Origin of the sequence: Psychrobacter sp. JCM 18903 (assembly GCF_000586475.1) — a bacterium.
GTDB lineage: Bacteria > Pseudomonadota > Gammaproteobacteria > Pseudomonadales > Moraxellaceae > Psychrobacter.
Genome location: NZ_BAWJ01000016.1, coordinates 58,108 through 78,612, shown reverse-complemented (window position 1 = coordinate 78,612; position 20,505 = coordinate 58,108). Strand labels below are relative to the sequence as shown.

The window sequence follows — 20,505 nt, the reverse complement described above, 5'->3', positions numbered from 1 at the left end:
GTCTGATTAATAGATGTTATTCAGCAATATCAATCCACACCCAGCCGTTCTCTAGCCATTCGCTCAAATCATCTGCATCAACATCGGTGACATCTTGACTATTTAGGTGTTCGCCATTAGCCAAACGCACCAATACCGCTACTGCGGTCTCGTCAAGCCCGTCAATGCGCTGACCATTGGCATATAGCACAATGCCATCATTAGTCTGGCTATAGAGCAAACGATTGCTATAATCCGCTTGCAAGGTAGCACCTTCTGCTAGAGCTTGCATGAGCTCATCGGTATCTAGTGTATCCTCTGGCATCAGCGCATCATACTGACGCTTGCTGACGACTTCTGAAACTGCTTGACGAATGATATCATCACCACGCTCAGACTGTAGCATTTGTAATAGCTGATCTTTGATCGCATTGATGCTGCTCGCTTGCAATTCACCTGACGCTTGCAGCGCTTGTGGCAATAGCATGGGGATAAATAAATCGCTGTCGTTGGTGGCAATATCAGCTAAGCTGTCGATGATTTGCATCAAGTTAGGACGACGGCAGCCAAATGAAAAGGTTAAGCAATCGTCTTGTGCCACACCAAAATGCGAAAGCTTCGGTGGTACGTAAAGCACGTCACCCTCTTCTAATATCTCATCAAAAATAATCTCACCCATGTCATCAAAGAGGCGAATCGGCTCATCGGCGACGAACTCGGTATTTTTATCACAGAATTTGCCCAGTTGCCAACGTCTAGTGCCGTAGCCTTGCGCAAGAAACACATCATAATCGTCATAGTGTTTGCCGACTGAGCCACCTTTTGGCGCATAAGAAACCATGATGTCATCACGTTGCCATTGTGGAATAAAGTCAAAGGTTTGCCACAATTGACCAAGCTCAGGTGACCACTGTTCCATATTCTGTACCAATACCGTCCATTGCTCAGGTAAGTTATCGAAATCAGTTTCAGTCAATGGGCTTTTCTTGAGTTGCCACTGCGCCTGACCTTCTTTTTTACTTGCTGCTTGAGTTAGTAAGCGCACCGAGGCGTCTTCTTCTAGGGCTAGACCAAGCATGTCGTCAGGTTCAAACATGCCAATTAGCTGTGGTAAGCCTTGTTTAATTAAGAGTGGCTTTTTTTGCCAGTATTCGCTTAAAAATTGCTCAGGCGTAATAGAGTCGGGTAAACAAAGCGGTATAGAAGTCATGGGTAGATCCGTGTGTTTAAGTAGAAAGGATATCAAGGTCAACAGAATATAAAACTAGAACAGTGCTTTATAGCTGACGTGTATTGGTTTATGATTAGCGTCTAGCTGATGGTCAAAATATAGCCATCAGTGCCTCTCATTATCCGTAGGAAATTTATGAAAAAATTACAATTTATCGTCATCATCGCCAGTATATTTATGCTGCAAGCTTGTGTGCATAAAATCGTCACTGTACCTGTAAAAGTCGCCTACAAAACCACTAAAGGCGTCGTCAAAGGTACTGTTGCTGTTACCAAAGCGATCATACCGGGTGATAGTAGTGATAAAAAAGATAAAGAGGATAAAGAATAAAACCTCACCCATTAACTATGTATTTAAAAAATCATAGTGTTTAGAGTAAGGTTTTCTAAAAAGATATAAATGAATGCTCGTTTATATCTTTTTTACATTTTATAAAGATAAGATTGTTACCAGTTAAATCTTAGCAATCCACTCTTTAATCGTGCGCGCTTGCTCCGCCGCATTACCGATATAAGTGGCTGGCGTCATCTCACGTAGGCGCGCTTTATCCGCATCGCTCACCGCAGATAGCTCATCACTTTCAACGAATGTCAGCATGGCTTCGCGAGTCATGGCGTTACCACGAGTCAGCGCTTTAAGCTTCTCATATGGGTTTTCAACACGGTAGCGGCGCATGACGGTTTGAATCGGCTCTGCCAATACTTCTTGTGCATTATCCAAATCATCGTTTAAGCGCTGCGCATTCAATTCAAGTTTGCTCACGCCTTTTAAGCAAGCATCAAATGCAATCATACTTTGCGCCAGACCAACACCGATATTACGAAGTACGGTAGAGTCTGATAAATCGCGCTGCATACGCGAAATTGGCAGTTTTTCACCCAAATGAGCAAGCATCGCATTAGCAACGCCCAAGTTACCTTCAGAGTTTTCAAAATCAATCGGGTTCACTTTATGCGGCATAGTAGAAGAACCAACTTCGCCATCTTTTAGGCGCTGCTTAAAATAGCCTAAGCTAATGTATTGCCAAATATCACGATTAAAATCGATTAAGATGGTGTTAAAGCGTTTGACTGCATCAAATAGCTCAGCGATATAATCATGCGGCTCAATTTGCGTGGTATAAGGGTTAAAAGTCAGCTCAAGACTTTCATCAATGAAGCGTTCTGCATGAGTCTGCCAATCAACGTCAGGATATGAGGCGTAATGAGCGTTATAGTTACCAACCGCGCCATTGATTTTACCTAATAGATCTACTTGACCGACTTGTTTGATTTGACGGGCTAGGCGATAAGCGACGTTTGCCATTTCTTTGCCTAGCGTTGTTGGGCTAGCGGTTTGACCATGGGTGCGTGATAACATGGGTTGATCAGCATGAGCAGTCGCCAAATCAACGATGCTATCAGTCAATTGCTGCATTTTCGCAACCACAATCTCGCGGCTGTCTTTTAGCATTAACGCATAAGACAAGTTGTTGATATCTTCACTGGTACACGCAAAATGAATGAATTCTAATGAATCCTCAAGCGCTGCCTGACCACGGAACTTGTCTTTGATGAAGTACTCGACTGCTTTTACATCATGATTGGTCGTCGCTTCGATGTCTTTGATGGCTTGGGCATCTGCTTCACTAAAGTTGTCAACGATACTGTTTAAAAAGGCATTGGTATCGGTATCAAATGCTGCCAATTCACCAATCGCGTTGTTATCTGCCAATGACTGTAACCAGCGAATCTCGACAGTGACGCGGGCTTTAATGAGACCAAATTCTGATAAATAAGGACGCAAGCTGTCAGCTTTAGAGGCGTAACGACCATCGATTGGGGAGAGTGCGGTAAGTAAGTTCATAATAATGCCTTTAAATTAAAAAAGTAAAAGTGATGAAAACTGTGAAATCACACAAATGAACACATCATATAAGACTGTGGTCAAAAAAATACGGGTAGTGTAGCAAATGTAGCCGTTGATAAAACCAAAATATGCATATAACGCTATTATTAAGGGGTATCGGGTGTATTAGAGTGTGTGGTGCCATACTTAGTATTAAAGTAAAAACTACGTTTTGTCCTTGGATCTAAAATTGAGGTTACCGCTTTGACAGTACCGTTATTGCCGATAGCGACACTGTCTGCGGCATATTCGCTTGCTTGGTGGATTGGATTCGCAAGTTTTGACGTCACTATCGCGCCATTCACATTTTTTTCTTGCAAAACATCTTGTAGAACAAAGTGATTGATACTAAGGTTGGCTCGATTGGTCGCAGTAATTTTGTAGGCAATACATTGTCCTGGAGTTACTTCAGATAAGGCGGCTTTACTATAGGCAAGCTTGTTTTCTAGATTTGGTAACAATGAGGAGATTTTGCAATCGTTAAGTGCTTGTTCTTTTTCAAGGACTAAAGCTGAGTTTTTATCAATCACTCTGCCAAAGTTATTATTTTCATAGTTATACTTGTTAGTAGTCAAGGAAATAACCGTTTTTTCATTAGTAGTACGAATGGGATAAGTGCTACCACTATTTTCTTCAATCAGGCAGACAGTACTTTTGCCAGTTAGAGAAGCGATAGGTATTTTAATCTCATATTTACCGACAATATTAGTAGGAATATTGATAGTTTCAAGAGGCGCATTAGTTGTACAGTCAACCAGCTTGACTGTGCTACCTGCAATACCACTTTCAGCAGAGTCAAAAGTACCATTGAAGAAGTTGGTATTGTTATATATACCGCTGTCTATCGTAGCGTTATCTTTTTTGACATTGATGTCGCTATCGTTTATACCGCCATTATCATTGAATACAGTGCCTGAAAAGACGTAATTAAACGGTTCACTTTCTACCCCAAAGCTGATCCATTCGTTATAGGTTTCACCGACTACGTTACGCGCAATGCCGATATTACCATTCATAATGCCTTCATAAGTCAAAGTCACGGCGTTCGCATTTCTTACCGCGACAACGTAATTGCTTTGACTATTTTCAATGCCATAACTGACATAAGTACCACCATTGGAAATAGCGGTATTAGGTGATAGTGCAGAATACGTGCTGCCATTATTGATACTTTTAATAATATTTTCAAAAGTTGGCGTCGGTGGTAAAACCCCGTTATTTGAATTGAGGCTTACTTGTTTATTCGTATTCAAGGTAGGTGTATATGGGTTTTGGCTACCAGTAACACCCGCTAGATTAGTAATATTATAATAATATAAACCACTACCATTCACATTTGAGCTATCGGTACGCAGCTGCGGGTTGAACACAGCATTTTGTGAATTCAGCTGGGTACTATTGACTTTGCTGCCCATAAAGTAGTCGCCCATTGCATTATAGTAATAGGGGACATCTGGGTTGTTTTTGATAGTGGCTTGCGCAGGTATACTAATTTGACTATTTTGGGTAAAATTTAATGTTTGACGTGCAATTTCTGAGTTACCACCCATTGAATAGCTGGCTTGACCAATCTTTATGGTATGTATAGAGGCGTTATCATTAGGCGTAATAGTAAAAGTGTACTTGAACTTATCTCTATCAACACTAGTATTAGAATCATTCCTGATCTCAATACCATTGGTGCGCGTACCACTAGATGGTGTTATCTCAGCATTACTGTTATAACCAATATTTTCATTGCGAACCAAAGTAAAACGACCAGTAGCACCAGAACCTGCTGCGATATAGGTGCCAGAAGCACTACCAGTCGAAGCATTAGAGCTGGTAACCGTAATACTACCCATCTCTGCTGGTGCTGACTGTGCACTAAATGACGCAGTAATGAAAGTAAGCGTAAGACCTCGCTTCAGCCATATCGAACAAGAAAATGAGATATTCAGCAAGGCAAAAAGGCGAGCGGTCATTCAGTATCCTAAAAAAAGACAAATCATTGTATTAATTGATGTTAACTGAGATGTCAAATCCCGCAAGGCGCGTCAATAGAGGCAATGACACCGCCGCCCAAACAAACCTCATCGATATAAAATACTGCTGATTGACCGGGCGTCACTGCCCGTTGCGGCGCATCAAATATCACTCGTACTTCTAAACCTTTATCATCAAGAGCAAACACTCGGCACGCTTGGTCTGGCTGACGGTAGCGCGATTTTGCCATACAACGTAAGCCGTCTTCGCTAAATATATCTGCAGCCGGTAAACCATCGACCCAATCGAGCTTATAAGCTTGCAGCTCATTACTCAGCATCATGGGATGCTCATGACCTTGTCCAACGATCAAACGGTTATTGTCCAAGTCTTTTGCCAATACAAACCAAGGCTCTTCTGGGCGATCTTTGACACCGCCGATACCAATACCACCACGCTGACCTAACGTATAATACATTAAACCATCGTGTTGACCGATAATGTGACCATCATCCGTGACGATATCGCCTTTTTGAGCGGGCAAGTACTGTTGTAAAAAGTCTTTAAAGCGGCGTTCACCAATAAAGCAAATACCCGTTGAATCTTTTTTATTGGCGGTAATAAGATCATGTTCTTCAGCGATTTGACGAACCACTGGCTTTTCAAGCTCACCGACTGGGAACAGCGTCTTAGCGATTTTATCGCCGCCAACCGCATGTAAAAAGTAACTTTGGTCTTTATTGTTATCAAGCCCGCGTAATAGCTGCGCAACCTCAGTGCCATTAGCATTCGTATAGTTCATACTACGGCGCGTGTAGTGACCGGTGGCGATATAATCTGCACCCAGCGTCAAAGCATAGTCTAAAAACGCTTTAAACTTGATTTCTTTGTTGCACAAAATATCTGGATTGGGCGTACGACCTGCTTTGTATTCTGCTAAAAAATGCTCAAAAACCCGATCCCAATATTCCATGGCAAAATTGGCCGTATGTAGCTTCATACCGATTTTGTCACATACCGCTTGTGCGTCCGCTAAATCATCCATTGCCGTACAGTATTCGGTGCCGTCATCTTCTTCCCAGTTCTTCATAAACAGACCTTCGACTTTAAAGCCTGCTTGTTGAAGTAAAACGGCTGATACAGAAGAATCAACGCCACCTGACATACCGACAATCACGTGCTTGGCGCTAGGATTTTCGATATCGGCAAGTGTTAATGGACGATGAGGCGTAAAAGACTCAGAAACGGCTATGCTTGAGGTATCTTGTATGGCTGACATAAAGCGGCTCAACTATTTGTACGTTCTCCAAAATAGATATTGACGCCAAAAATTATGCCATTGCTACAATAGGTAGTCTCAGCAGAACGACGTCAGCTTATCTTTTGGATCTGGTATTATGATAAAATAAACGTCATATTATACCAGTTAATTGAAACTGGTGGCGACCGATGGTGTCTAGGCATTAGTAAAATCGCTTTAGAAATTTAGATAGTGGTTTTGAATTATTTTAATCACGTTTCACTCATCTTGGAATAATAATGATAAAAATTGGTCAAGGTATCGACGTTCACGCTTTTCACAATAATGGTCAGCAGCAGCAATATGTGGTGCTAGCAGGTGTGCCTATTGAACACACGCACAGCTTGCTGGCACACTCTGATGGAGATGTGGTGCTGCATGCGCTTGCTGATGCACTGCTTGGCGCATTGGCGCTTGGCGATATCGGTCAGCATTTTCCTGATACAGATGCCGCCCATGCAGGGTTGGATTCGCGGGTGCTGCTACGTTATGTCTACAGTAAAGTGCAAGAGGCTGGTTATAGTCTAGGCAACGCTGATATCACTGTGATGTGTGAGCGTCCAAAGCTGGCACCGCACAGTCAAGCTATGCGTGATAATATTGCCAGTGATTTGCAGACGGCGGTTAATAATATCAGCGTTAAAGCCACCACCACTGAAAAGTTAGGCTTTACCGGTCGGCAAGAGGGCATTATGGCCAATGCCGTGGTATTATTAGTCCCTAATGTTGTCGAATCTAGATAGCTTGGATCGGGTGTCATCGCTGCTTGAGCACTCCGAGTCATATTGACTTGGTCAGTTGCGCGCAGATTTTATATATATAGTCTATAGAGTTGTACTTGTAATACCGTGGCGCTTGCCCCATGTATCAGCCATCTCTTTTCTCAATCATTTTGTAATATCAATCACTGTTTTCAATGAACCGCTTTATCAATAGGAGCTTTTATGAGTGAGCAAACCCCAAATACTGCTGCAAACGACGTTGAACAATTGATCCGTGATCAAATCCGTGACAATAAAGTTATTATTTACATGAAAGGAACGCCGCAATTTCCGCAGTGTGGTTTTTCTGCTAAATCGATTGAAGTGCTTACTCAAATCGGTCGCCCATTTGCGTTTGTAAATATTTTAGAAAACCCAGAAATCCGTGCTACTTTGCCAAAAGTCGCCAATTGGCCGACTTTTCCACAGTTGTGGATTGACGGCGAATTGATGGGCGGATCAGACATTATTTTGCAAATGTATCAATCAGGCGAGCTTAAGCCATTGGTTGAAGCAAACAGCCCTGCTGCTTAATACTTGATAGTATGCTTTGGATGTCTTTGATATTCAAATAAACTTGATAAGATAAAGCACAGTAAACCCAAATGGTCAGTTAATGGCTATTTGGGTTTTTTAGTGTCTTTACGCTTTAGTGTTTTTAGGCTTCGTTGTTTTTATCGAATTTACCCCCATATAGTGTGCAAGATATCAGCGATATAAATAATAATTATCATACGAGTGAGAGAGCTTTATGAATAGTCAAGCAACGGAACAGCCGGACGTGCAAAAAGAAGCTGCTGAGCAAGCGGTAATCGAAAAACGCCGTGAGCATTTAAAAAATGAATCCACGCGTATCATTGAAATTGCTGGCAATGAGCCACATTCAGCGCTGAAATGTATTCATCAGCTTAGCGTGGCAGGCGGCGCAACAGAAGCCACTTATATTGCGATTGAGCAGCGTATCGTTGCGGATCAAGATTCTGCGGGCGCTTATCATTTGGCATTATTGGCACAGAATACGCCAGATTTACCCATCGATGCGCGTCAACTTATCGAGATGGTCGTTAATAAAGGCGATAACCAGCAGCGTTTGGCATTGCTAAAAAACTTGCTGCTACCGCCAGTGGACACGATTAAAGAGCAAATTTTGGCCAGTAATGATGGCGATGCTATTGGCTTGATGAATGCTTATTTACAGATCAATCCAGAAGGTTATGGCAGTCAGCATATGCTGAGCAGTGGTCAATCAGATCAAATCGTACCGCTGAGCCTGGTAATTAGGCGCTAATTATTAAGTTACTAGTTACTAAGTTTAACAATGATGCTTAACACTTAATGTAAATAGTTTCTACTGCGGCGTTTTTTAAGCATCAAAAAATTGTTATAATGATGGGTTAGCAATTCAATATCTAGCGGCTTTTCCAAGTCGTTAACTTTTTAAATCCGACTGACGTTTATTTGCTGATGACCATGCTATTTAGCCATAAAATTCTGGTAATGATAGTTTTTGGCTAAAAGCAGCGTTATGAGTCAAGTGAGGCGTATATGCAATACCCAAAAAATTACGACGTGGTAGTGATCGGTGGTGGTCATGCTGGCACAGAAGCTGCTTTGGCAGCCGCACGTATGGGCGCGCAGACCTTGCTGTTGACACATAATATTGAGACGCTCGGGCAGATGAGCTGTAACCCTGCAATTGGTGGTATCGGCAAATCCCATCTGGTGCGTGAGATTGATGCACTTGGTGGGGCGATGGCGCTAGCGACGGACAAATCGGGTATCCAGTTTCGCGTGTTAAACAGCCGTAAAGGCGCGGCGGTTCGTGCCACACGTGCGCAAGCGGATCGGATTCTTTATAAGGCCTCTATTCGCCATACCTTAGAGAACCAGCCAAACCTAGATCTATTTCAGCAAGCTGCTGATGATATCTTGGTCGAGAATGGCCGTGCAACGGCAGTGGTCACCTCAACAGGTATTATTTTTAAGACTGAAACCGTGGTACTGACCTCAGGGACTTTCTTGGGCGGTGTGATTCATATCGGTTTAGAGAACTCAAATGGCGGCCGCGCAGGAGATCAGCCATCTATCAAGTTGGCCGATCGTTTGCGTGAGCTTAAGCTGCCAGTTGGTCGTTTAAAGACAGGCACGCCGGCACGTATCGATGCGCGTAGCGTTGACTTTAGTGTGATGACCGTACAGCCCGGCGACACGCCGCTACCTGTTATGAGTTATATGGGTGATGTGTCTATGCATCCAGAGCAGGTCAATTGCTATATCACGCACACCAATGCGCGTACTCATGACATCATCCGTGAGAACTTAGACCGTTCGCCGATGTTCTCTGGCAAAATCGAAGGCGTGGGTCCACGTTATTGCCCATCTATCGAAGATAAGATTCACCGTTTTGCGGATAAAGACAGCCATCAGATATTTATCGAGCCAGAAGGTTTGACCACGCATGAGCTATATCCAAATGGTATCTCAACCAGTTTGCCATTTGATGTGCAGTTAGAGTTTATTCATAGTATGAAAGGCTTAGAGAATGCGCACATTACCCGTCCAGGCTATGCCATTGAGTATGATTATTTTGATCCGCAAAATCTAAAGCCAACGCTAGAGACCAAATCTATCGATCGCTTATATTTTGCTGGTCAGATTAACGGTACGACTGGCTACGAAGAGGCTGGCGTACAGGGTTTGCTAGCAGGTACTAATGCGGCATTGGTTACGACTAATAATAGTGAGTTTGAAACGTGGACACCGCGCCGTGATGAAGCCTATCTTGGCGTGCTCGTTGATGATTTGATTACCCATGGTACGACTGAGCCATATCGTATGTTTACGAGCCGCGCAGAATATCGTCTACTATTACGTGAAGACAATGCAGATCAACGCCTAACTGAGACGGGTCGCAAGCTTGGTCTAGTAGATGATGTGCGCTGGCAGGCTTATCAAGAAAAAATGGAAGCCATTGCCACAGAGACCTCACGTCTTAAAGATATGTGGGCAACCCCTGCCAATACGTTGGGCAAAAAAGTCACAGAGCAAACGGGCGAGGTGCTGTCAAAAGAATCGACTGCTTTTGATTTGCTCAAGCGTCCGCAGATTCATTTTGCTGATATCGCTGCCATCACTGATTCGCAAGTAGATGCCAAGTGGGTGAGCAGATAGAAATCTCTGTGAAGTACGCAGGCTATATTGACCGTCAGCAAGAAGACATTGATCAGATGAAGCGCCTAGAAAATACAGCGTTGCCACTGGACTTTGATTATAGCGTAGTATCAGGCTTATCAAATGAGATTGTACAGAAATTGACGCAAATACGTCCTGCGACGCTCGCCCAAGCGGGACGCGTGAGCGGTGTGACGCCTGCTGCCATTCAATTATTAGCTATGACGGTGAAAAAACAGAAAAAAGCAAAAGCCGCGTTAGATTCATAATAGTAGTATAAGTACTATAACAAAAGCATAACGGTATATCGTTATGGGCTTTTGTTTATTAAAAATACAGCCGCTGTTAAAAGAAAATAGAGCAGGCGCTTGTCTTACTTGCTATTTTGTCTCTATACTAGGCTAGAAAACTTAATGATTACTTGTTAATTTATCTCGCTGATGTCCATATCATGATGGGCTTGTCAACGAACTGAGCCTATTTATGATTGATGCTATTGTCTTTGCTATTACCATTGTCTTGCCCAACCTTGCCTTAATGTGGTTGGGTTTTTTTATGCAGAGACGCGGTGAGGCGAGCCAGACTTTTATTGATCAAGCATCGAGCTTTGTCTTTAATTATTGTTTACCCTGTTTGCTTTTTTTTAGCGTCGTTGATAGTGATGTCGATTACAGCAAACAAATCACGCTGATAGTGGCTGGTATTCTGGTGACATTCATCTTGTTTATAGGTGCAGAAATTTACGCCAAATATTTTGTGAGCAAACCGGCTGATCAAGGGGTGTTTGTACAAGGAATATTTCGGAGTAATATGGCTATTATTGGACTGGCAACGGTTGCTAATGCCTACGGAGAACGTGGCTTAAGCATCGGCGCTGTCTATATGGGTGTGGTGACGATACTGTTTAATATCTTAGCGGTTATCACTCTCAGCCGTGTGTCCAAAAGTGTGGATGATACTTGGCTCAGTCGCAGTACCATGATTCTCAAAAAACTATTTACCAACCCACTGATTATCGCACTGGTAGCAGCATTTGCTTATAAGGCGTCACCGCTGCCGCCTATTACAGGTGTGATTCATACGACTGGTGATTTACTGGCCGCAGTGGCATTGCCTTAGCATTGATTTGCGCCGGTGCCAGTATTGATTTGAAGTCGATGTTGCACCCTTCAGGGCTGTCCATGCAGGCGAGTATCGGACGTATTGTTGTTGCTCCATTGATTGCCATCGCTATTGGATTGGGATTTGGTCTATCAGGTGTGCATATGGGTGTGTTGTTTTTGATGGCAGCTTCACCAACAGCCGCCGCCAGCTATGTAATGGCAAAAGCCATGGGTGGCAATGATGTGTTAGCTGCTAATATTTTGGCTTTTACCACCGTGGTAGGTATGTTTGGAATGGCTATTGGTGCGGCAATATTACGCGGGTTAGGATTAATGTAGTAGCTGTTTTGGTGTGATAAAACATGTTCTAATAATAAATCTATAAATAGGAGTACTCAAATTGCAATTACTAAACAAAGCAATCGTGACCGAACATCTCAATATGCAATCTGCCATTGGGGCGATAGAAGCATTGTTACATCAACAGGCAGCGCACCCCAACTGGATCAAAGCGCCTGAACGTTTGGTCATTGAAACTTTTAGTGAAGATGACACTCATCGCTCAGGTTCGCATTTATCAATGCCTGCGACGATTTATGATGGTAAGAACGAGTATACCGCCGTAAAATTGGTCACCATTTGTCCTGATAATCCGAGCCGAAATTTACCAACCACAACGGCGATTATTACCGTGTCAAACAATGATACTGGTGAGATATTGGCAATTATGGATGGGATTTATATTACTCAAGTGCGTACGGCGGCATTGTCAGGCATTGCGACCAAATATATGGCAAGCGCTGACTGTCAAAGTGTGGCGGTGGTCGGTTGTGGTGGCATGGCTTATGAGCAATTACATGCGGTAATGACAGTACGTCCTGAGATTAAAAAAGTATATTTATGGAATAGAAGCAGGGAAGGCGCTGAGATTTTCAAAGTGAAATTTACTCGTGATTATCCGCAATGGGACGTTACTATAACGGTTTGCGAAAATATCAATGATGCTATCCGTGATGCAGATGTTATCAATGTCGCAACCCGCGCAACAGAAGGTTTGTTTGATCTCAACCATATTAAATCTAATGTACACATCAACGCAGTAGGTGCCTATCAGCCTTCAATGAAAGAGATAAGCAATGATGTCATTGCAAACAGTCGCATGGTCGTTGTCGATGATTTGGTTGGCAGTCGTCATGAAGCGGGCGATTTAATCCAAGCTCACGATAGTGTCGATTGCGCATGGACATGGGACGACCTCAGTGGTGACTTACAAGCGCTAGTCACAGGGGCGCTACAAGAAAAAACCGCTAAATCTAATCATGGTGTTACGTTATTTAAATCGGTTGGTGCAGCCAGTTTTGATGCAGCAGTCGCTCTATATGTCGCACAACAAGCCGCACAAAAAAATCTTGGCTCGTCAATTGAATGGTAATGCCATTTATAGTGACCGTACGTAAAGATTGCTGTATTTTTCTTATGTAGCAAGCCAAAAAAGCCCTCTTTCTAAATAAGAAAAGAGAGCTTTTTACATTGCTTTAAACGTTCAACTAATACGCCCCTAGCATATTTTTAGAGCGGTTATTAATTTGGATTGTCTTTATTACGTTTGTCTTCGCGCCGCTGCTTACGTTTTGGACTGGTGCGGTAGGTCAAATAACCACCGACAGCCATCACCGCCAGAAAAGCCACAATGTACATAAATATTGATGAACCGATAAGCAGTGAGGCACCGATAAGCAGTGAGGCACCGATAATAGGAGTTGCATCCATGTCAAACATCCAGCTAAGGTTTATCAATAATTATGCAAGTGTCTGATTTCATTGTAAAGTAAATAAATTTAACTCAGGTGTAAGTTCCAGTGAACGCATGCGCGCTGCCTGATCGTAAACGTTAGCCGTCACAATCAGCTCGTCTGGCTCATGCTGAGCAAGGAATGCCGCCAGTTTCGGTTTGACAGTTTCCACAGAACCGATGAATGACACTGATAATGCGCTATCCACCATCATTTTTTCAGCAGGGCTCCAGATACTGTCCATATCATGAGTAGGTTTCGGCATTTGACCTGTTTCACCACGGCGCAAGCGTACGAAACTTTGCTGCGCAGAGGTAAAATGATACTGTGCAGTAGCATCGTCATCGGCGAGTAATAAATTGGCTGCCAGCATGACATAAGGCTTATCTAAATAGCTGATGGTCTGAACTGTTCACGATAAGCTGTAATCGCTTGCCCAAGCATTTGCGGTGCAAAGTGTGAGGCAAACACATAAGGAAGTCCTAGATGCGCCGCTAACGTAGCCCCAAAAAGAGAAGAGCCTAATATCCAGATAGGAACGTTTGATTTTGCCCCAGGAAATGCCTGTACTGGGCTATTATCTGTACCGTTCCCTAAAAAGTACATCAATTCTTGGACGTCTTGCGGAAAGCGATCAGCATCTTGCATCTGACGGCGTAGTGCCTGAAAGGTTGCGCCATCAGTACCCGGCGCACGACCCAGCCTAAATCTATGCGATCACCATATAATGCCTGCAAAGTGCCAAATTGCTCAGCGATGACGAGCGGTGCATGGTTCGGAAGCATCACACCACCAGCACCAATACGTATATGCTTGGTTTGGCTGCCGATATGCGCTAGTAGTACTGACGTCGCTGCGCTGGCGATGCCCGGCATATTGTGATGCTCTGCCATCCAATAACGGTTTAAGCCGACTTTTTCTGCTTGCTGTGCTGTCTCAACCGTTTGGGCAATGCCTTCAGCGATGGTTTTACCTTCAGGCACGGGTGCTAGATCTAAAAAGGATAAGGGAATAGCGTTACTCATAAATCACCTGTTTTTATGATGCCGTCTTTCAGCGACATGGTTATATGGTTATATTGGTATTTGATTCTAGTTATAAAAGAGACTAGCGACAGCAAGGATAAACCAGCACCTCAAGAATCTAGTGCTAATTCAATATTGCTGTAACTAGTCGTTCAATAGTTCATATAATGGGGCGGTTCTATTGAATATAAAGGTTATAAGTTAAGACGATAACAAATCTTAATAATGGGGTAGCGTTATAAGAATCACATGCGCGGCAGTCGATTTTGAGTAGAAATGAGAATAGAAAATGACATCATTATCTGTTGATAACGATGCCATTGACGTTTAGTGAAAATATGAATAAATGGTTCTTTACTGGCTAAATTGTTTTTGACACAGTTCCATAAATGCCCGACCATACTGACGAATTTCCGCATCATCACGTACCGCCATCCAACTGGTGAAGCGCCCAAAGTGATCTACAGGTATCGCAGTTAAATTTTGATAGTGACTCGGTTCAAACGCCATCTCTGCAATAATGCCGATACCCAAGCCCAGTCCTACATAAGTACTGATTACATCAGCATCGAGTGCTGCTAGTACGATATCTGGCTCCAATCCTGCTTCTTCAAAAGTTTTGTCAATCGCACCGCGCCCCGTAAAGCCACCGTGGTAGGTCACAATCGGATAGCTGGCGAGGGTCGCAAATCCACAGACTCGTAATTGGCCAGTTCGTGATCGCTTGGCACAATGACGCGATGCGTCCAGTCATAATAGCGATAGCAGCGTAAATAATTGTTATGAAGTAAAGACTCGGTTGCAATGCCAATGTCTGCCTGCCCGCGAATGACCATCTGCGCGATGGTCTCTGGATCCGCTTGTTGTAGTATCAGGTTGACTTTGGGGAAACGCTCTTTAAACTCTTTGACGACTTGCGGCAATACATATCGCGCTTGCGTGTGAGTGGTGGCAATCGTCAGCGTGCCAATATTCGGATTATTAAAATCAAGACTAAGATTTTCAATCGTACGGATCTCGGCGAAGATAGATTCGATATGCGGCATTAGTGCTGTGCCCATGGTCGTAAGACCCGTTAGGCGTTTGCCTTGACGGACGAATACTTCCGTTTTGAGCTGATTTTCAAGTGCCGCAATATGTTTTGATAGGCTAGATTGGCTGGTGTGCAGTACGGTCGCCGCCTGACTTAAGTTATAGCCATTAATCACCGTATGCCATACTGTCTCCAACTGCTTAAGTTGAATCTGTAAATGCCGCTGATTGACCACTACGTCGATTGCCATAACTAAATCCTATTGTATAAATATACAAACCCTGTCTGTATACAAAAGTGAAAATGTACAAATATGCAGTAAGCAGGTAGTGTAAAACAAAGTGTTTATTCTTGTATATACTTAATGGTTATCTATTTATATTTATTTGGAATATAGAATAAGTCGTTTGTCCTTTGCTAGAAGTAAACCATTACAATAAAAAAGCCCTCGATTAAAGAGGGCTTTTTTAAGATAAAGGCGTATCTATTTCAGTGGGTTTTAGCGAAAGCGATCCGCATTCATCACTTTATTCCAAGCCTTTACAAAGTCATGAACGAATTTTTCTAGGTTATCGTCTTGTGCGTAAAGCTCAGCGTAAGCGCGTAGTATGGAGTTTGAGCCAAACACTAGGTCTACGCGGCTGGCTTGCCATTTTACAGTGCCAGTAGCACGCTCACGTACTTCATAGAGGGCAGGGGCGCCATTATCGTCTGTCTTAACGGGATGCCAAGAATAGCTCATGTCCGTCAAGTTCACAAAGAAGTCATTGCTAAGTGTCCCAGCACACCCAGTAAAGACCCCTTGTTGGCTCTGAGCGTAGTTGGTATCCAAGACACGCATACCACCGATTAAAACGACCATTTCAGGTGCAGTCAAGCCCATCAGCTGAGTACGATCTAATAGCATCTCTTCAGGTGATATGGCATAGCTGCCTTTGATCCAATTACGGTAGCCATCATGTCGTGGCTCTAAATCAGAGAAGCTTTCTGTGTCAGTCATCTCATCGCTCGCATCGCCACGACCCGCATCGAATGGCACTTCAATTTGAACACCTGCATTAGCTGCTGCTTTTTCAATGGCGGTGTTACCAGCGAGTACCACTAAATCCGCGATGCTGACGTCTTTATCAAAGTTCGTCTGGATGGCAGTGAGCGCCTCAAGTACGCGAGCCAATTGCTCAGGCTCATTACCTAGCCAGTCTTTTTGCGGGGCTAAACGAATGCGTGCACCATTGGCGCCGCCGCGATAGTCTGAGGCGCGGAATGTACGAGCGCTATCCCAAGCGGTAATAATAAATTCGCGATGGTCGATACCACTGCCTAGTATCTGTGCTTTTAAGATCGCAATATCATCAGCGCTCAGATTAACATTGCCTTGTGGAATTGGATCCTGCCAAGTGAAGTCCTCGCTTGGCACATCCGCCCCTAAATAGCGAGATTTTGGCCCCAAATCACGATGGGTAAGCTTAAACCAAGCTTTTGCAAATACTTCATCGAAATATTCTGGATTTTGATGAAAGTTCTCTGAAATTTTACGATAAGCAGGGTCTTTAATCATTGCCATATCAGCATCGGTCATGATTGGGTTGCGGCGTACACTTGGATCATGTGCATCTAAAGGGCGATCCTCTTCCTTGATATCGATAGGTTCCCATTGCCAAGCACCAGCAGGACTCTTAGTCAGTGCCCACTCATGATTTAGCAATAACTCGAAATATTCATAATCCCATTGGTTGGATGCGTGGTCCATGCGCCCTCGATACCACTTGAGACGGTGTCGCCAGCATTACCTGTACCTTTAGGATTGCGCCAACCTAGACCTTGCTCTTTGATGTCAGCCGCTTCTGGCTCATCTTCTAATAAGGTGGCATCACCATTACCATGACATTTACCAACCGTGTGACCACCAGCCGTCAAGGCGACCGTTTCTTCATCATTCATTGACATACGACCAAAAGTGGTGCGGATGTCTTGTGCTGTTTTGATTGGATCAGGGTTGCCATCGACACCTTCAGGGTTGACATAAATCAAGCCCATCTGTACCGCTGCTAAAGGGTTTTCTAGTGATTCACGCTGATTATCATCTTCATAACGATTTTTGGTAGCCGCCAGCCATTCACGCTCAGAACCCCAATAGATATCTTTTTCTGGATGCCAAATATCGGTACGTCCACCAGCGAAACCTAACGTCTTAAAGCCCATAGATTCATAAGCCATATTACCCGCTAGTATCATCAAATCTGCCCAAGAAAGTTTGTTACCATACTTTTTCTTGATTGGCCATAATAGACGACGTGCTTTGTCCAAGTTGACATTGTCCGGCCAACTGTTTAATGGTGCAAAGCGTTGATTACCAGTGTTAGAACCACCGCGGCCGTCGGAGCGTCGATAAGTACCGGCAGAATGCCAAGCCATACGAATCATCAACCCACCATAATGACCCCAATCTGCTGGCCACCATGCTTGTGACTCAGTTATTAGATTTTTTAAATCTTGCTTGACGGCTTCTAAATCTAATTGCTTAAAGGCTGCTGCATAATCAAAGTCAGGATCCATTGGATTGGTTTTGTGATCCTGCTGATGCAAGATATCTAAATTTAAGCTATTCGGCCACCAGTCGGTTGCTGCCGAGGCGTTCGTAGTATGTGCTTGGTGCATGACAGGACAGCCACCCATGCTTGGACGTTGTGGCTCGTGCGAAGTATCTACATTTTCACTATGAATGGTTGGTCCATGACCATCTCCTTTATTATAAGTGGTGTTACTTGCAGCATCTGATGTTGAGTTTGAGTTAGTCATCATGTGGCTCCTAGGCAGTAATCAGATCAATGGCAATCGAGGGTATTATTTACTATTGTTTGCAAAAATTATCTGTTATCTCTAGCATATAGAATAATGATTGATTTAGGGAAGCAATTTATACAAACACATTGTTTTATAAAATAAATGGTATATCTAATAAAATTATGTTTTTTAAATATATAAAAGTAAGAATGTAGCAAGAAGTTCTGGTTATTAAAGCATTAATTATTAATGACTTATCAGGATGATGATGGGCTAATCACAAAAGAAAGGGGTTTGTATAAAATGGTTATGATGCAAAATGCGAGATTTTCCTTGTTTTTATACCCATTCTTAATATGAAAGCAAACCCTAGTCTATAAGCTAGGTTTTATTAACCAGTAGAAAGAAAGGTTAATGCAAAAATATCGTTAGAATGTCTAGTCAAGGTCAGCGTTCTCAAGTACCATAATTCAATTTTGTTGTAATGGCTGTATTTGTGCAACGTTAAGCAATTTTTATCGATCCCGTTTATCAGTGCTATTTATCAATGTCAGTTACCGATAGATGATGCTAATGATTGATAAAATTGTGCGCGGTTGTGTTCTTTTTCTTAAGTGCTAGTGAGCGATTATGTCTGCTGTCAAATCTGTGCCACCCAATCAACCAGCTGTCAAAAAATCATGGTCTGATGCATTGAAATCTTTTTCAGATATTCGTGTGATGATTATGTTATTTCTTGGATTTTCAGCAGGTGTACCTATTCTGTTGGTTTTTTCAAGTCTATCATTATGGCTTAGTGAAGCGGGTTTAGAAACCGGTGTGATAACAATGTTTGGTTGGGCAGGTCTTGGTTATTCGTTTAAGTTTATTTGGGCGCCGTTGATTGATTCAATGCCACTTCCTTTCTTAACTAAATGGCTAGGTAGGCGTCGGGCATGGATGTTTATGTCACAACTGATGATACTGGTTGCTATTTTTACGATGGCTAGTGTTAACCCTGTTGCTGAAAACGTCCTTTGGGTTATGGCGCTTGGTGCTGTTTTGCTTGGTTTTTCATCAGCTACTCAGGATATCGTTGTTGATTCTTATCGTATTGAGTTGGCAGGGTTTGAATTGCAACCTACGTTGTCTTCAGTATATGTCGCTGGTTATCGTATTGGCATGATTGTCGCAGGCGCAGGCGCACTTTATTTAGCAAGTTATTTTGGCTCTTCTGAAGAGCTTTATAATTATGAAGCATGGCGCAATACTTACTATACGATGATGGGTGTCATGTCAGTCGGTTTATTAACGACGTTTGCTATTTATGAGCCAGCAGCACAGTCATTAGAAATATATAAACAAAAAAGAAATTTAAAAATATTTTCCATATACGCGGCTTTTCTCCTTATCCCTGGTGTGATTTATGGATTGCCAGTATTCGTCAGCACCTTTGCAACCAGAGTATTGAGTAGGCCTTTAACGTTAATACCTATTGAGTACTTGCCAGCGATTAATATGTATTTCTTGATGGTAATGGCATGCGCACCTTTCTTACTGATATTTTTTATTTTAAATCAACCCAAAATAGTGAACAAAATTGACTCAGTTGTACAGTCTCGTGATGACAATATTAGAATATTATTCTTATTTATCTTGTCAGTTTTTGCGTTTATAGGTGCTTTTGTATTTATAGGTAAAATATTCCAAGCTCCTGATGACAGTGTTTTTCTAAAGTTTTTGATAGAAGTAGTGAGATTGTTGGGTAGTGTGGCTGTGGCTATGGTTGTGGGATATGCGCTTATATCAGTCGGGCTGGCAAAAAAAGAAGTGGCAAAAAGATTGTGGGTAGAGCCTATTGCTGATTTTTTCCGTCGCTATGGTAAGCAGGCAATACTGTTGCTATTGTTGATAGGTTTTTATCGTGTGTCAGATATTGTCGCAGGCAATCTATCAAACGTTTTCTACGCTAAGATGGGTTTTACTAAAATTCAGATTGCTGACGCGGTCAAATTTCTGGGATTGTTTATGACGATCGCAGGTGGATTTTTAGGTGGCCTTGTTGCTCAAAAAATGAAGATGATGCATGTCATGTTGATTGGTGCTATAGCATCGAGTACAACCAATCTTCTATTTATTCTATTGACCTATCATCCTGGTGATATGAATTATATGTACCTAGCCGTGGTTGTCGATAATTTGGCAGCAGGTTTTGCGACTGCTGTTTTTATTGCATTTTTATCAGCGCTTACTTCAGTTAAGTTTACCGCTGTACAGTACGCTATATTTTCATCACTCATGACCTTGTTTCCAAAAGTATTGGGTGGGTATTCAGGTGGCATTTCAGACAACATTGGATTTGCCAACTTTTTCTTAATCACATTCTTGATTGGGATACCTGTCTTGATACTTATTTATTTGGTAGACAAGCATGTGGTTATTGGTAGCAATGACGATCCAGTTGAACTTTCTACCAAACTTGAGTAATCAATTT

At 42.7% G+C, this 20,505-nt stretch carries 11 protein-coding genes and 5 pseudogenes; 8 read left to right on the top strand and 8 right to left on the bottom strand.

All coding sequences use genetic code 11. From position 1 onward, the window contains the following. Window positions 1-16 precede the first annotated feature (16 nt). Window positions 17-1,189 carry a cupin domain-containing protein gene (locus tag TT12_RS11615; protein ID WP_045455017.1) on the bottom strand — a complete coding sequence of 391 codons (1,173 nt, stop codon included), beginning with the start codon at window positions 1,187-1,189 and terminating at the stop codon, window positions 17-19. Window positions 1,190-1,345: 156 nt separating this feature from the next. On the opposite strand from TT12_RS11615, the gene TT12_RS11610 reads away from it, so the two are divergent. After that, the gene (locus tag TT12_RS11610) at window positions 1,346-1,540 is read left to right on the top strand and encodes an NF038104 family lipoprotein (RefSeq protein WP_045455015.1); all 195 of its coding nucleotides are present in this window, start codon (window positions 1,346-1,348) and stop codon (window positions 1,538-1,540) included. 123 nt (window positions 1,541-1,663) lie between these two features. On the opposite strand, the gene purB is transcribed toward TT12_RS11610, so the two are convergent. The 3 genes from purB to mnmA form a co-directional block, all read right to left on the bottom strand. After that, window positions 1,664-3,055 carry an adenylosuccinate lyase gene (gene purB / locus TT12_RS11605; RefSeq protein ID WP_045455013.1) on the bottom strand — a complete coding sequence of 464 codons (1,392 nt, stop codon included), beginning with the start codon at window positions 3,053-3,055 and terminating at the stop codon, window positions 1,664-1,666. 149 nt (window positions 3,056-3,204) lie between these two features. Next, window positions 3,205-5,061 carry a hypothetical protein gene (locus TT12_RS11600; protein ID WP_045455010.1) on the bottom strand — a complete coding sequence of 619 codons (1,857 nt, stop codon included), beginning with the start codon at window positions 5,059-5,061 and terminating at the stop codon, window positions 3,205-3,207. A gap of 53 nt (window positions 5,062-5,114) precedes the next feature. Beyond that, window positions 5,115-6,341, bottom strand: coding sequence for a tRNA 2-thiouridine(34) synthase MnmA (gene mnmA, locus TT12_RS11595; protein ID WP_045455007.1), 1,227 nt, complete (start codon window positions 6,339-6,341; stop codon window positions 5,115-5,117). 260 nt (window positions 6,342-6,601) lie between these two features. Between mnmA and ispF the strand changes: the two genes are divergently transcribed. The 6 genes and pseudogenes from ispF to TT12_RS11565 all read left to right on the top strand — a co-directional run bounded on the left by ispF (window position 6,602) and on the right by TT12_RS11565 (window position 12,829). Beyond that, window positions 6,602-7,105, top strand: a complete 504-nt coding sequence (gene ispF, locus TT12_RS11590; RefSeq protein WP_045446213.1) for a 2-C-methyl-D-erythritol 2,4-cyclodiphosphate synthase — start codon at window positions 6,602-6,604, stop codon at window positions 7,103-7,105. 201 nt (window positions 7,106-7,306) lie between these two features. After that, window positions 7,307-7,657, top strand: coding sequence for a Grx4 family monothiol glutaredoxin (grxD, locus tag TT12_RS11585; protein ID WP_045446215.1), 351 nt, complete (start codon window positions 7,307-7,309; stop codon window positions 7,655-7,657). 217 nt (window positions 7,658-7,874) lie between these two features. Further along, window positions 7,875-8,411 (top strand): hypothetical protein, encoded by a 537-nt coding sequence (locus TT12_RS11580; protein WP_045455004.1) that lies wholly within the window; start codon window positions 7,875-7,877, stop codon window positions 8,409-8,411. Between the two features lie 257 nt (window positions 8,412-8,668). Then, window positions 8,669-10,563 (top strand): annotated as a pseudogene (mnmG, locus tag TT12_RS11575) (tRNA uridine-5-carboxymethylaminomethyl(34) synthesis enzyme MnmG). A 214-nt stretch (window positions 10,564-10,777) separates the two neighbouring features. After that, window positions 10,778-11,736 (top strand): annotated as a pseudogene (locus TT12_RS11570) (AEC family transporter). Between the two features lie 61 nt (window positions 11,737-11,797). Beyond that, window positions 11,798-12,829 (top strand): ornithine cyclodeaminase family protein, encoded by a 1,032-nt coding sequence (locus tag TT12_RS11565; protein WP_045455001.1) that lies wholly within the window; start codon window positions 11,798-11,800, stop codon window positions 12,827-12,829. Window positions 12,830-12,978: 149 nt separating this feature from the next. On the opposite strand, the gene TT12_RS11560 is transcribed toward TT12_RS11565, so the two are convergent. The 4 genes and pseudogenes from TT12_RS11560 to katG form a co-directional block, all read right to left on the bottom strand. Then, the gene (locus TT12_RS11560) at window positions 12,979-13,167 is read right to left on the bottom strand and encodes a hypothetical protein (protein ID WP_201605602.1); all 189 of its coding nucleotides are present in this window, start codon (window positions 13,165-13,167) and stop codon (window positions 12,979-12,981) included. A 48-nt stretch (window positions 13,168-13,215) separates the two neighbouring features. Next, window positions 13,216-14,215, bottom strand: a pseudogene (locus TT12_RS11555) (LLM class flavin-dependent oxidoreductase). Between the two features lie 354 nt (window positions 14,216-14,569). Then, a pseudogene (locus TT12_RS11550) lies at window positions 14,570-15,498 on the bottom strand (LysR substrate-binding domain-containing protein). 249 nt (window positions 15,499-15,747) lie between these two features. Next, a pseudogene (gene katG / locus TT12_RS11545) lies at window positions 15,748-17,924 on the bottom strand (catalase/peroxidase HPI). A 738-nt stretch (window positions 17,925-18,662) separates the two neighbouring features. On the opposite strand from katG, the gene TT12_RS11540 reads away from it, so the two are divergent. Continuing rightward, a complete protein-coding gene (locus tag TT12_RS11540; RefSeq protein ID WP_201605595.1) occupies window positions 18,663-20,498 on the top strand; it encodes an AmpG family muropeptide MFS transporter in 1,836 nt (611 codons plus the stop codon). Window positions 20,499-20,505: the final 7 nt, after the last annotated feature.